We start from the raw sequence: 13467 nt of genomic DNA on the forward strand, positions 1-13467 counted from the left end.
CGGGGCATCCAGCTGGGGCCGCGAGACGCCTCGGACCGTCGAAGCCGCCCCAGACCGCGTCGATGGCGTGCACGATGGCGTCGGCTCCCACTCAGGCGGCGCTCTGGCCGGCTGCCCAGTCGTGCTCCCGCTGGCGGTTGCAGAAGTTGAATGCTGTGACTGCGGCGCACTGATTTGGAGTTGGATGGTGGCCACGCGCACCCGATCGCTGATCTCGTGCGCGCTTCGGGTGAACTTACGCGTCGGCTTTTCCTGTCGTGACGGTGGCGATACCCGAGTCCGCGAAAAAGCTCCTGGCAGGCCGGAAACCGGCGCGAATTCATCGCCGGCATAACCCTCTTTCCCTCTCCCGATATTCGTATGGGGAAAGATCTGCCAGGCGAAGGCCGTCGAAGCCGGAGAACTGGACGACGGGGAGCGCCAGGAGCATGACGATCAAGTGCCCGAGAGCCCGAGCAGAAGGCCGGCGGCCGGCTCTCGTGCCTTCGCGCCTAGTAGGTCGTGTCGGGGTGGCGGCGCACATCCTCGTCGGTGTCGGTGCCCTCCGCCGGCGGCCGCACTTGCTGCCAACCGGTCGACCACCGAAGTGAGAGGGCGGCTGTGGCGGCGCCGCCGGCGTGCTGGGCAAGAGCCGGTTCCGCTGACCACTGCGCCGAGACGTAGCGGATTGTCATGCCTCCAAGAGCATGCTTTGGCCGGCTTCCGGCGTATCCGGGGATGCGCCTGTCCGGTGGCTCGGCGCAAGGCGGGCGCTGACGAAAGTTGAAGCAGCGACCTTTCGGACGGCCCGTCAATCGGTCAACCACTTTGACCCACCGGGGAATTGTGGACATTCAGGTGCACGGCCCCACGCGGAGACCTATGGTGGGGGTATAGCCAAATATCCAGCGGTTTGACTTGTGATGCGCTGGGTTGTCCCCGCTCCGACGGCCGTGCCAGGGCCGACGACAGGTCCCCTTGCGTCCGGACGCCTCCGCGCCGTTTCCGTCACCGCTCGTACCCCGTACCGGCAAGTCACGGGCGGGGCCCCATTCCCACCGCAAGCTGTGATCCAGAGAGTGTACGGCGATGGACGTCTACGGAAGCGATTCACCGAACCGCCAGGACATGGGCCCCGACAAGGACACGAGCGTGACCATCGAAGCCAGCCCGCTGACATGCCTACAGGGCACGACGGTCGATGTCCGCGGCGAGGGCTGGCACGGCTGGAGCGTGGATCTGACGGTCGACGGGCGGCCCGCCAATGTGGACGGCGTCGCGCTCGGGCTGCCCACCGACGACGGGATCCGCCCGGACGGAAGCGGGGCCTTCGTGGCCCGGATCTCAACGATGAAGCTGAGGCCGGGCGAGCACTCCCTCGCGGCCGCGTCCTCGTACGACGGTAGCCGGTCCAGTGCCGAAGTCACCTTCGTCGTTCATGAACGGCCGAGCATTGACGGCGGCCCTCCCCTGGACAACTCCGCAAGCCCGACCGAGGGTGCGAAGCCGGAGCCCGAGGACGATCCCTTCGGGCGCGCCCGCTACCACTTCGAGCGGCGCTTCGGGCACCTGGGGTACGTACCACCCGGCACCAGGGAGACTCAGATCTCGCAGGTCCGGGAGCTTCGCGCCCGCCGTGACCGGCTTGAGGCGAGTCTCCCGGCCCCGAGCGCGGACGGCGAAGGCGAGCTGGACCGGTCCATGCCGGTCCCGGGGGTGGTGAACTGGACGCCGACAGGTCCCGGGCCGGTGCTGACACCGTGGTGGTCGAGCAGCGGCCGCACCCTCGCCGTGGCCATCGACCCCACGGACACGAACACGATGTACGTGGGCACGGCGGGAGGCGGGCTCTGGAAGAGCACCGACCGCGGTCTGACATGGTCTCCCAAGACCGACTTCCAGCGCAGTCTGGCCATCGGAACGGTGGCCATCGACCCGAACAACAGCCAGCACATCGTCGCCGGCACCGGAGAATACGACACCCCGGGCATTGCCACGTACTACGGCAACGGCCTGCTCCGCTCGTCCGACGGCGGCAACACATGGACCGAGCTCGGAACCAATGTCTTCGTGCGGGACGAGACCTCCCGGATTCTCTTCGATCCGACGGACAGCACCGGGAAGCGCCTGTTCCTCTCCTCCGGCACGGGTGTGTATGCAAGCACCGACGACGGACTGAACTGGCAGCAGCTCAGGGCCGGTAACGCGAGCGACCTCGTGGCGCTGCGGTCACCGGGCCCGTCGGGCACCGTGAAATTGATCGCCGCATTCAACGGCTCGGGATTGTGGACGAGCACCCGTAGCTCGGGGACCTGGTCGAACTGGACGCAGGCCTCGTCGGCAGCCATCCCGCCCAGCTTCGAAAGGGTGGAACTCGCCCAGCAGCAGGGCGACCCCTCGGTCGTCCTGGCGGTCTTCTCCTACGGCAGCGGCTTCGGGGGAGTGGCCCGGACCAAGGACGGCGGCAACACGTGGTCCGCCGTGGACGTCCGGCTCAACATCGCCGCGGGTGGGACTGTGTCGTTCGTCGCCGGGCACAGCCATGGGCTCACCATCAACGCCACGGACCTCACGGCAGCGCCCAAAGCTCGTGTCTACACCCTCACTTCGGCCGGATCCACGCCGCACGCGCACACCCTTTCCCTCACCGCGCAGCAGATGACCGCGCTGGCCGGCGGAGGCCCCGTCGAGGCAACCACCAATGCGGACGCGACGGGGCACACACATACGGTCTTCTTCCGGATCTGTGGACAGACCTGGTACAACCTCCATGTCGCCGTGCACCCGACGAACCCCGACATCCTGTTCCTGGGCGAGCTCAGACTGTGGCGCAACACCACGGGAGGCGGCGTCTTCGACGCAATACCCAACATCCATGAAGACCATCACGCCTTCGCCTTCGACCCCGTCAACCCGAACACCTGCTGGGACGTCAACGACGGCGGTGTCTACACGTCCTCGGACGGCGGCACCACCTGGACCGACCGCAACCGCGATCTGGGCACCTTGGAGTACATCTCGATCGCCCAGCATCCGCAGTGGGAGAACGTGATCCTGGGTGGCACCCAGGACAACGGCACACAGCTGTACGAGGGCAATCCGGTCTGGCGGCAGGTGCACGGTGGCGACGGCGGGTTCACGGCGGTCGATCCGTCGAAACCCACCCGGATGTACCACCAGTACATCCGCACCAGCTTCTTCCGGTCCGACGACGCCGGTACGAACTGGAATCTGAAGACCACCGGCATCACCGGCGATGCGTACTTCTACGCGCCCTTCGCCTTCGACCCGGCCAATTCGAACATCTGCTACTTCGGGGGCCAGGAACTGTGGCGCAGCAGCAACAACGCGGACAACTGGTCGGCCGTCACCTCCGGGCTCAATGACGCCATCTCCGCCATCGCCGTTCACCCGGCGGACAGCACCACCGTCTACATCGGAACGACAAGCGGGCGGGTCTACCGACTACGGCGCACCGGAGCCACGTGGAATCCCGCGGACGTACAGCGAACCGATCTGACCGCGCCACTACCGCCCGTATGGATCTCCGACCTCGCCGTGGACGCGAGCGGCACCGTATGGGCCACGCTCGGGGCAGTCCTGTCCGGCGAGGACCCCGGGGAGTTCTCCAGCGACCACGTCTACCGACGACTGGCGACGGACACCACCTGGACGGTGCGCTCCAACGGCCTCGCCCAGGCCAACCCCGTCAACACCATCGTCATCGACCCGGACAACGCGAACCGCCTCTTCTGCGGTGCCGACACAGGGGTCTTCCGCACGGAGGACGCGGGGCAGAACTGGTTCCCCTGGGACCAGGGCATCCCCAATGTCCCGGTCTTCGACCTCCTCATCCACCGCAAGAGCAGACTCCTGCGCGCGGCCACCCACGGCCGCAGCGTCTGGGAGCGGCCGATCGACGCGGTCCCGGTCAAGATGGTCGACCTGTACATGCGCGACAACATGCTCGACTCGGGCCGGGGCCAGCCCTCGCCCTCGGGCGTGGTGGACCCGCTCGACCCCACGGCCCAGCGCATGCTGTTCTGGTGGCAGAGCGCCGACACGCTGGTCGACTCGCCCGAGCCGGTGTACCAGACGCCGACACCAGTCGGCGACTACGTCGCCTTCGCCCGGCTGCGACACCGCACAGCACGGCGCGGCAAGACCAACCGCATCTACGTGCAGGTGCACAACCGCGGAGTCAACCCGGCCACCAATGTGCAGGTACGGGCCTTCATGGCCAGCGCCGCCGCAGGCCTGCCCGCGCTGCCCGCGGACTTCTGGACCGGCGGCAGGCCTTTCACGGGGGACCCGACGGCCACCTCCTGGACACCCGTCGGCCCCACTCGGACGATTCCGCGGCTGGACCCGGCAGAACCCGGCATTCTGGAATGGGACTTCCTGGTCCCGCTGAGCGCCGCGGAGCACTCCTGCATCCTCGCTGTGGCCACCTGCTCGGAGGACCCACTGAACGTGCAGAACGAGTTCGACGTGGGCACTCTGGTGACCATGAGGAAGCACGTCACCCTGAAGAACCTTCAGGTCCTGGACGCTGTGCCCGGGTCGGTGATGCCGGAATCCGCGGCCGTCCTCCAGCTCAACAACCTCACGTTCGAGCACCGCCCCTTCAACATCATCATCCGATGGGGCGGACTGCCCGCCGGCACCCGCCTGTTCGCCGTCTTCGAGAAGGGAACGGGCGCGGGACCACGGCCCGGGCACGGCGTCAAGCGGATCGACCATGGGCAGGACATCTTCCCCGATCGGTTCAAGGACCCGCATGGAGATCAGCACTTCTTCGACTTCCACCACGCCTATGAGCTCTTCGAGCAGGAGGACGGACGGAACGACGTACAGGCGCTGCGCATCCCGCCGCGCAACTCGCGTGCCATCGCCTTCAACATCGGCCTTCCCATCCATGTGGATCCCGACGGGTATGACGGCCACGGCGAACTGAGCGTCCTGCAGGAAACCGAAGACGGCCGACTGGTCGGCGGCACCACGTATCACGTGCGTCCCGCCGGCCACAGCGACGGCGGCCAGAGCCAGGCGGCGGCATGAGCGCCTGAAGGCATCCCGAATCCATCCGGCATCCGAGCCCAAGGAAACGCGGGAGCGCCGATGGAGCTGTGCCTACTTCCCGTCGTACTCGGGGCGGTCGCCGCCGCTCTCACCCTCTCCGCCTAGGCGGTCTTCGGCGGCAGCATGACCGTTGTACCCGCCCTGGCACTCGTGCTCGGTACCAAGTCGGAGGATGGCACCGGATCCAAGTTGCCCAGCGAGCCGCGGACGCCTCTTGAAGTTCACCCAGAACGCCTGGTGCGACCACTCGCTTAGGGTGGTCTTCGGCGCTGCCGATCCGCATGGGGAGCCGTCGTCGGCGCACCAGTGCGACGCGCGTCTGCACCCTAAACACTCAGCTGTACCCCGCCCCTCACCGGGGCTGGGATGAGAAACAGGCGTTGACGGATGTTCGGCGGCCTTGCGGCGCAGCGGTTGTAGCCGGTCCGGGGCCCTCGCCGCGGGGGCTGGGTGGCGGTGGCGGCGCTGCCGGAAGCCCGGCGGGGCCGCCGGGCTTCCGGCGTGGGTGGTGTCAGCTCATCAGGAGGAGTCGTGTGTGGGGGACGAGTTTGCGGTTGACGCTGGTGCTTTGAATGAAGATGGTGAAGTCGTCGTTGTGGTCGGGCTTGACGCGTACTTCGGTGTCGGGGAGTCCGAGGAGGGTTCGGGCTTCGGGCCCTGTGTAGATTTTGTCGGTCTTCTTCTCCAGTACCGCGATCTGCTTGCGGGCCTGGACCTTTTCCGGCTTGCTCAGCTGGTAGTAGGCATGGCCTGTGCGGTAGGTGTGGCCGGATTCAGTGACCCAGTCCCGGATCGCCGCGTCACGTGCGACGGGGATCAGGTGGTACTGCGAGGGGTCCACCGGGGTGAGGCCGGCTGCCTTGATGGTGTCTTTGTTGACGGCCTCCGCACCGGTGGAGAACACCGCCCGTGATCCTCGGATGCCTTGGGCGCGGCCTACCATGAATTTCTCGGTGGCTTCCCGGATGACGTGTCCGGCTTCTTCCAGGCCTTGGGTGCTGGTGGCGTCCCAGATGGCGATGTTTTCCCTCGGGAAGCCGCACTGCATGGCTTCGCGTTTGCCCATCTGGTCGGGCACGAGGACGGCCAGTGTCCAGTTGTCCTGTTGTGTTCCGATCATCTGGGATACGGCAGTCACGAGTTCGCGTGGGTTTTTGGCGGGGGCATCGGGGCAGCGGTGACTCGCGTTTTCCTGTCCGTCCGTGAGTACGAAGGTCAGGAAGCTGTGGTCACCGTACAGCTGGGCGGTCTGTGCCAGTTCCCGCTGGGACTTCAGTGCGGCGGCCAGCAGGGCGGTCATGCCGCCGGTCCGGTAGAGCTGCTTCAGGGACGGCATCCGCAGGACGTCTTTGTCGTAGATGACGCATTCCACGGTATCGGCGAAGACGTAGACCGTGACGCGGGTCTCCTGCTCGAGTTCCCTGGACCTACGGGCAAGGTAGGCGATCTGCTGGTCGGCGACGTCGACGACCTTGCGGCTCAGGTGTGACATGGACGAACTGGCATCCAGCACAAGGGCGACGTGATTGATGTAGTTCTGACTACCTGACATTAAAGCTCCCCGTCCTGCGGCTTGATGGTTCTACCGTCTCACCTGCCACTGACAATCGATCTTGTCTCCGGCATCGGACAAGCCCCGAGGCAGCCGCGCTGTCATCGCCTGGGGCCGCACGCGTACGGCCCGGCCCTCCGGGGCCGGCGTTCGGCGTCCTGTCCCGCGTGCCACCGGCAGCGAATTCCCGTACCGCGTCCGACAGTGTCCGGCCGACCTGGCCCGGGCAGCCGCCGACCGTGGTGACGCCCCCTTGCGGCTGGAGCGGTCGGACCGTCTATGCGCTGGTGGGGTGGGGGAGGTGTGTCCGATGACCGTCAGGCGCTCGTCTCGCGCCTCCTCATGCGACGAGGAGCGCCGCGCCGCCGTGCGCGTGCTGGTGTGCCGACTGTTCCTCCGCGGTGTTCCTGACCGCTGGATGCGATGGGGAGTCAGGCGGCACCGGCGCCGCGACCGGGCCGTGCCGGGCGGGGGTGGTGCCTGAGCCGGATGGAGTATTGGGCGGGCAGGTCGCGGTGGTGCGTCTGATGCTGGGTCGAACCCTGACCGGGCGCAGGAGTCCCGGGCATGACCGTGAAGGAGCTCCCGTGCCGGCACACTCTGCAGGCTGTTCCCGCTCGCGCGTACGTCTGCGCCTGCCTGTCGCCGCCGTGGCCGTGTCGGCGGTGCTCGCCGTTCTGGTCCACCCCGCGCAGGCCACCGGCACGCCGCCGTCTTCGGACAAGGCCCTGCAGAGGCTGCTTGACGGCCTCGTCTCCACGGCCGGAGGACCGCCAGGAGTGATCGTGCTGATGCGGCAGGGGGACCGGTCGGCCCTCTACCGGGCGGGTGTCGCCGACATCAGGACCGGCCGGCCGCCCCGTGCGGGCGACCATATGCGGATCGCGAGCGTCGCCAAGGCCTTCAGCGGAGCGGTCGCCCTGCGCCTGGTGGACCGCGGCAAGCTGGACCTCGGCGACACGATCGGCGAGCGTCTGCCTTCTCTGCCGGCCGCTTGGCATCAGGTGACGCTGCGCCAGCTGCTCAACCACACCAGCGGTCTGCCCGACTTCTCGAGGGCGCCGGCGTTCGTCGAGATCTTGCGGGAGGACCCCCGGCACCGCTTCGACTCTCGCCGGCTTCTCGACTTCGTCGCCGAAGAGGATCTGCTGTTCGCGCCGGGGTCGCGGTACGCGTACTCGAACTCCGACAACATCGCCGTCGCGCTGATGGCCGAGGCGGTTACAGGACAGCGCTACGAGCAGCTGCTCGAGCAGCTCGTGTACCGGCCCCTTGACATGAGGCAGACCAGCCTTCCCCAGGGGTACCGGCTTCCCAGGCCCTATCTGCACGGCTACGAGGTGACGCCACCCGCCGGACCGCAAGACGTCAGCGAGATCCTGAGCGCGTCAGGCGTGTGGGCTTCCGGCGGAATCGTCTCGACACCGAAAGACCTGAGCGCCTTCGCCGCCGCCTGGGCGGGTGGACCCGGCTTCCTGTCGCAAGAGACCCGCCGCGATCAGCGAACCTTCATTCCCGGCGCCGCATCGGAGCCCGCCGGCCCGGGTGTCAACGCTGGCGGACTGGCTATCTTCCGCTACACGACACGGTGCGGAACGCTCTACGGCCACACCGGCAACTTCCCCGGCTACACCCAGCTCGCGGCCGGCACCGGGGACGGCAAGCGGTCCCTCACCTTCTCGATCAACACCCAGACCAGCAAGAGCCTCAAGCCCGAGCTGCTGGCCAAGGTCCGCGCCGTACAGGAGGACTTCGTCTGCGCCCTGCTCCGACGCTGACCACCGGCCCTCGAGTGCCCGGCACCGCTTGTCCCCCCGGCCCCCAGCCTTCCGGCCGGCCCCGCGCCACGGCAGCCATGGCCGGGCTCGCAAGACGCCCCGCGCGCACGAGGCGCCTTGTCTGCGGCAGCTGAATGAGGTGCTGTCGGGCTTCATCTGTGCCCGTGGCTTTGGCATTGCTGAGGACGGCGGTGGGGGCTGGTGACGGGTGCCCGCGCGGGACGCGGTGTTCCCGGTTTGTGACTGTTCTGCGAGGGTGGTGGGTCGCCGTGCGTGCGCCGCCGTGGCGGGTCGCTGCGCGGTCGGGCGCCGGGGTACGGGTCACCGGGTCCGTCGGGGCACGGGGGCAGCTGGGGCAGGGCCCCGGCCGGGAAGGGGTTCCCGCCCGGGGCCCTGCGGTGTCAGTGGTGCCGGCTCACCTGGCGGGGCATGGCTTCCATGCGAGGTGATAGATGGTGCTGATGTCGCCGTCGGTGGAGTCCATTGTCATGTAGCTGGTGGTGGCGGGGTTCGACGTGCCGGCGTTGACCCGGAGTTCGGTGTTGATGTTGAAGTTGCGCTGCACGCCGCAGGGTGCCCATACGAGCTGTGCCCAGTCGGTGGTGTCGGTGGCCTGCCAGTTGTCCTCGTAGGGGCCTCGGAAGGTGTGAGTGCGCGATGCGGTGTTCGGCGAGCCCTGGAAGTAGTACGAGGCCTTCTCGGTGCTGCTTGCTCCGGGCTGGAGTGAGGCGTAGCCGCGGTAGTCGGCGCTGGCGATCGCGTAGGTGAAGCCCTGGGGTACGTGTACGAGGAGGTTGAGCTGGCAGTTTCTGCGGGCGGCGGTGGGGGAGGAGTTGCCGCCGACCTGGGCGAGGTATTCGCTGTAGGTGACGGTGAAGGCGGTGTTGTCCTCGGACACGGCGATGGCAGCGGTGCCCAGCGGGCAGCCGGAGCCGTTGACCGTGGCGATGTCGATGACGATCCGGTCCGGGGGCGGGTCGGTGATCGACGAGGGGCCTGCCTGTGCGGGCAGGGCAGAGGCGAACAGAGCGGTGATCGCTCCGCTCACCAGCAGGGGGATTCGCATGGTTCTCCCATCCGTTGCTTAGGTGCCGGGCGAGTGCGGGCGCACGGGGTGTGTCCGCCTCGCGGGGTGGGGGGTGCGGCGCGCCACGGGGTGGCGGCCGTCACGGACCTGCTGCGGTGGATCGAGGCGCTGGTGGTACAGAAATGTGGGGTGGTGCAGCCGACAACAGTTGAAGCATCATGTGCATGTCAGGTGCCATCCCCTGGGCGCCCCACCGGTGCGGGCGGGGGTGGTCGAATGCTAGAAGCCCAGGCACCAAAGGACAGGGCCGAGCCCGGCCAACAAACGCCCCCCGAACACCCCGACTTTTGGCTCGGAGCAGCGGGTGTCACCTCTGGCGCCCCACAACGACCACCGGCCCCGCCTGTCACGACCCTCCTGAAGGCGAGTACTTGTGGGGCGCCCGACTGGGCCGGGCAGTCCGCGAGGCCGTGGGGGGCAGCGGTCATGCCCAGGTGCGCACGGCCGCAGAGCGGCGATCCGGCCGCTGGAAGGTGCGGCGGCGGTTGGGAGGCAGGGCGAGAGGTAACAGCTGCGCGGTGTGCCGCCCTGCGGGGTGGATGGGTCCGGATGGTTCGCGTGCCAGGCGCCCCGGGCGATGACCGGGCTCGCGCCAGGGTTTCGACACGTAGGCCCGACGCGGTGACCGAGGTTGGGCTGCATCGTTCTCAGGGCATGGACAACATCATCAAGCGTGTTCTCGTTGCCACGGTCATGGTCGGTGCCGCTGCTGCGGTTGGTGCCGCTCCGGCTGTGGCTGATCCGGTCGGCGGCCTGCCGGTCGGGGGCCTGTCGGGCGCCAGCGTGGATGGCCTTGGTTTGGTCGGTGGGGTCGCCGACACGGTCGGTGGCCTCGGTGATACTGCCGGGGCCTGAACGCTGCCAGAGGGCACCGCCGCGCAGGTGGCGGGTGGCGGCCGGTGACGGGAGCGTCATCAACGGTGTCAACGGCGGGGTTCTGTCCGACGGATCATGACGGCATAGGCTTCGGGCATGCACAGCACCCTGACGGAGCACGCCCGCTGCCTCTTCGGGGACGAGTACCGGCCCACGCCGGAGTGCGGCCGGGAACACCGGGAGCACTACCTCGTCGAAGAGCTGACGTTCGCTGATGCGGACGCGATCCTCGGCATGCTGCGCGAGCTGTGCCCGCAGTACGTTGACGGGAATTTGCCTGTCTGGATTCGGAACCTTTCGTATCGGCTGGTGCTGTTGCAGCGGCCGGGCGAGCCCGGGTTGATGCGCGAGGCCATGGTCCTGGAGTTGTTCGGGCCGGACTGGGATGACATCGCGGCCGACCTGGTGAAGCGGGCTGATGCTGTGGAGGCGGGCTGATCGCAGCCTGAGCCACAGGACGGATCGAGGCTGGCCCGTGTCAGACGTAGGCGGGCTTGTCGTACCGTACCCCTGCGGCCCGGTAGGACTTGAGCTTGTTGATCGTCTGCTCGACTTCGTCTTCGTTGGGGCGTTTGCAGATCTGGCCGTCGAAGCCGGTGGGCCGGCCCACCTCTGCTGCCACGGCGCAGGAGGCCTGGCACCGCGGGTGCCTGCGATGGCAGGCGTGTACTGGTACGACTGCGAGGAGAAGGAAGCCCGCGGCGCCCTTGGGGATTTGAGCGGAGGGCGTGCGAGGTGGCCCCTTGGTTCCATCTAGCTGCTCGGCTGTATGACGGCTATGGCCGTTCACGCGACTGGGGGCGTGAAGAGCGGTGAAGGCCGGAAGAGACGGTTACGGCGGTCGGCGATCGCCGCGATCTCCGGTCGCATTCCAACGCCAGCCCGGCGCCTAAGCGTCTTCCTGATCACGGGAACGCTTGTTGCCATGGCCGTGCTACGTCTCTCCCTGAGCGGCAAGGGGACGTGCGCAGCCGATCGCAGGGTGTCCCGCGCCCGCAGGATTCCAGCAGTTTGCGGCCAGGTGACACGACCCTGACCGTCGCCGTTCATGCTTCGGGATGAGCGGTGCCCGGCTCTGTAGGGAGCGGAAGGGGGAGCCCTGCGGGCCCCGGAATTCGGCCCGTCCGGCTAAGGCGTCGCCGTGAGTGGCGGAGGAAGCGTCTGGTGCTCGGTTCGTGTACCCGGCCCTCTTTGAGATCGCTACTCTTCGTCCTCAGCAAGCTCACAACCAGGGGGTCATCGTGCGTCACCGCTTCCTCGCGGCCGTCGCCATACTCGTCACCGCCACGGCTTGTGGCGTCCCGTCCGGGAAGAAGGCCGACGCGAAGCCGTCGGCCACGGTCACGCAGCAGGTTCCCACCCCCAGTTCCAGCCCGACGTCGTCCGCTGCTGTACCCGCGCCCGAGGCGACACCTTCTCCGAAGCCTGTGACGTCCAAGCTCACCGCGGTCACCATCGACGACTGGCGCTACGGATACGCCTGGCGAGGATTTTCCACGGACGTCAACGGCGCCGGTGGGCAGTACGACAAGCCCGGCGAGGTGCACGTGACGCTGACGGTGGAAATGGCCGTCACGGACGACCGACGCCCTGAGATTCCGGCCCCGAACAGCCTGTGGGTGGGGCACAACTGGGGCTTCAGTTTCTTCGTCAAGCCGTCGAAGTTTCCTGATTGCCTCCCGCTTGAAGGGGTTGGCCTGTGTGAGCTGTCGGCCGGGGCGTTCTACTCCGGCTGTGAGGAGCTGCAAAACGACAGTGACGGAAACAATTTCCGCCCCGGCGGCCGGCTGGTCATGAGCTGCCGGATCGAGAACACCTTCCCCGACTCAGTGAAGCCGAGCGACTTCAAGGTGGGCGTCCACTACGACGAATGCTGCGAGAGCGACGCGCAGCACCGGGTGTGGCTGCCGTTCCAGAACCTGCCCCTGCCACTGCGCGCGACCGAAGAACCCGAGGAAGAGACGGCAGAGCCGGACACCGGACAAACCCCGCCGCCCATCCGCTACCTGTGAGGTGTAGGCGTCGAGCCTGCGGGACAGCCGACCCCTGGCGTGATCTTCAGTTCGCGGTGGACGGCCGCAACTACGAACGCATGGAGGACTGGGGTCCTGGCGAGGCCGACCCCACGGACCTGCCGGACGATGTAGACGGAAGGGCACACACGGGTGTGGTCTGCATATCAGCTCGAACGATGGCGCGCTCGGCTTCACCAGGAGGGCGGCGAGGAGGTGCCGCCGCGCAGCACAAGGTTCTGACGACCGTAGGCAGCGCACTGGAGTACCCGGACGAGGCGGGGTTCCAGGACGCGGGCTTCGTCCTGGCACGGGAGCGCCGCGGTAACAGCGGCCGTTCGCTCCGCGAGCTGGCTCTCGGCGGTTTGCCGACAGCGGTGGGTGGCCGGCTCTCTGGGCTCGTAGACCCGAAAGAGGTCGAGGACCGGGCGCTCAAGGTCGTTTGCGCCATCGAGAAGGAGCTGGAGCAGGATGCCCTTGAGCGGTACCTGGAGATGATGCGCGAGGAGCGGGAGACACGTTCAGTGGCGCGGCATATTCCTGCTCCGCCAGCATCGACGGCATGAGGACGACGCCCACCAGGAGCTGGGACCGGAACCCGGCCTCGACCGCGGCGCAGCGGGGCACTCGGGCGCGCGAGCGCCGGTAGGCGGAGGAGCGGGTGCGCGTCGAGCGGCTTACCGAGGCTGGAGACTGCTTCAGGGGGCCGGGGAGACGGCCGCCTACGGCGCCGCGGGGCCGTCGAGGAGCTCGAGGTACGTGGTGGGGAACGCGGAGCGCAGGCGCAGGCGTAAGGCGCCTGTGGCCGGTGCCACCACTCGGCCGCCGGGCAGGGCACCTGTTCGTCACGCCCCCGTACCACGCTTGGACCGCCCCCGTGCCGCGCCTGATCACAGGGGCCCGGACGGGCGGCGACGGGCGCGGCCCGGTCGGCGTTCCGGAGGCCTGCGTCCCCGGCTCGCTGCCAGTAGGAAGCCGTCACGGCAGCACGGGCGTATTGTCCGTATGTGGGTGACATGCGCTGTGGTGAGTGCGGGGCTCGGCTGTCGGGGTCGGCGGCGGGTCGCCGCCGGTACTGCCGGTCGGCGCACCGGCGGGCGC

General features: G+C 68.1%; 9 protein-coding genes. 6 read left to right on the forward strand and 3 right to left on the reverse strand.

All coding sequences use genetic code 11. The annotated features are described in order from the left end of the window. Positions 1-1131: 1131 nt before the first annotated feature. Positions 1132-5040 carry a WD40/YVTN/BNR-like repeat-containing protein gene (locus ACWF79_RS11050; RefSeq protein ID WP_453727774.1) on the forward strand — a complete coding sequence of 1303 codons (3909 nt, stop codon included), beginning with the start codon at positions 1132-1134 and terminating at the stop codon, positions 5038-5040. A 532-nt stretch (positions 5041-5572) separates the two neighbouring features. Here the strand turns inward: ACWF79_RS11050 and ACWF79_RS11055 are convergent. Further along, positions 5573-6613, reverse strand: a complete 1041-nt coding sequence (locus tag ACWF79_RS11055) for a vWA domain-containing protein (protein ID WP_453727775.1) — start codon at positions 6611-6613, stop codon at positions 5573-5575. A 527-nt stretch (positions 6614-7140) separates the two neighbouring features. Here ACWF79_RS11055 and ACWF79_RS11060 point away from each other — a divergent pair. Then, positions 7141-8391 (forward strand): serine hydrolase domain-containing protein, encoded by a 1251-nt coding sequence (locus ACWF79_RS11060; protein WP_453727812.1) that lies wholly within the window; start codon positions 7141-7143, stop codon positions 8389-8391. Between the two features lie 415 nt (positions 8392-8806). On the opposite strand, the gene ACWF79_RS11065 is transcribed toward ACWF79_RS11060, so the two are convergent. Beyond that, positions 8807-9457: a DUF4360 domain-containing protein gene (locus tag ACWF79_RS11065; protein WP_453727776.1), complete on the reverse strand. Its 651-nt coding sequence runs from the start codon at positions 9455-9457 to the stop codon at positions 8807-8809. A 675-nt stretch (positions 9458-10132) separates the two neighbouring features. Here ACWF79_RS11065 and ACWF79_RS11070 point away from each other — a divergent pair. Both ACWF79_RS11070 and ACWF79_RS11075 read left to right on the forward strand, forming a co-directional pair. Next, positions 10133-10333 carry a hypothetical protein gene (locus tag ACWF79_RS11070; RefSeq protein WP_453727777.1) on the forward strand — a complete coding sequence of 67 codons (201 nt, stop codon included), beginning with the start codon at positions 10133-10135 and terminating at the stop codon, positions 10331-10333. A 117-nt stretch (positions 10334-10450) separates the two neighbouring features. Then, on the forward strand, positions 10451-10792 hold the full coding sequence (locus tag ACWF79_RS11075) for a hypothetical protein (RefSeq protein ID WP_453727778.1): 342 nt from the start codon (positions 10451-10453) through the stop codon (positions 10790-10792). A 40-nt stretch (positions 10793-10832) separates the two neighbouring features. On the opposite strand, the gene ACWF79_RS11080 is transcribed toward ACWF79_RS11075, so the two are convergent. Continuing rightward, on the reverse strand, positions 10833-10976 hold the full coding sequence (locus ACWF79_RS11080; RefSeq protein ID WP_453727779.1) for a hypothetical protein: 144 nt from the start codon (positions 10974-10976) through the stop codon (positions 10833-10835). Between the two features lie 523 nt (positions 10977-11499). On the opposite strand from ACWF79_RS11080, the gene ACWF79_RS11085 reads away from it, so the two are divergent. Both ACWF79_RS11085 and ACWF79_RS11090 read left to right on the forward strand, forming a co-directional pair. Continuing rightward, complete coding sequence (locus ACWF79_RS11085; protein ID WP_453727780.1) at positions 11500-12366, forward strand: hypothetical protein; 867 nt, start codon at positions 11500-11502, stop codon at positions 12364-12366. 56 nt (positions 12367-12422) lie between these two features. After that, complete coding sequence (locus ACWF79_RS11090) at positions 12423-12932, forward strand: hypothetical protein (RefSeq protein ID WP_453727781.1); 510 nt, start codon at positions 12423-12425, stop codon at positions 12930-12932. The last annotated feature ends 535 nt before the right edge of the window (positions 12933-13467 follow it).

Source organism: Streptomyces sp. NPDC054975 (assembly GCF_053609105.1).

Excerpts from the sequence above, each read along its gene's own strand:
- ACWF79_RS11055 (WP_453727775.1), bottom strand. The coding sequence starts at position 6,613 with ATGTCAGGTAGTCAGAACTACATCAATCACGTCGCCCTTGTGCTGGAT.
- ACWF79_RS11060 (WP_453727812.1), top strand. The coding sequence starts at position 7,141 with ATGCTGGGTCGAACCCTGACCGGGCGCAGGAGTCCCGGGCATGACCGT.
- ACWF79_RS11065 (WP_453727776.1), bottom strand. The coding sequence starts at position 9,457 with ATGCGAATCCCCCTGCTGGTGAGCGGAGCGATCACCGCTCTGTTCGCC.
- ACWF79_RS11070 (WP_453727777.1), top strand. The coding sequence starts at position 10,133 with ATGGACAACATCATCAAGCGTGTTCTCGTTGCCACGGTCATGGTCGGT.
- ACWF79_RS11075 (WP_453727778.1), top strand. The coding sequence starts at position 10,451 with ATGCACAGCACCCTGACGGAGCACGCCCGCTGCCTCTTCGGGGACGAG.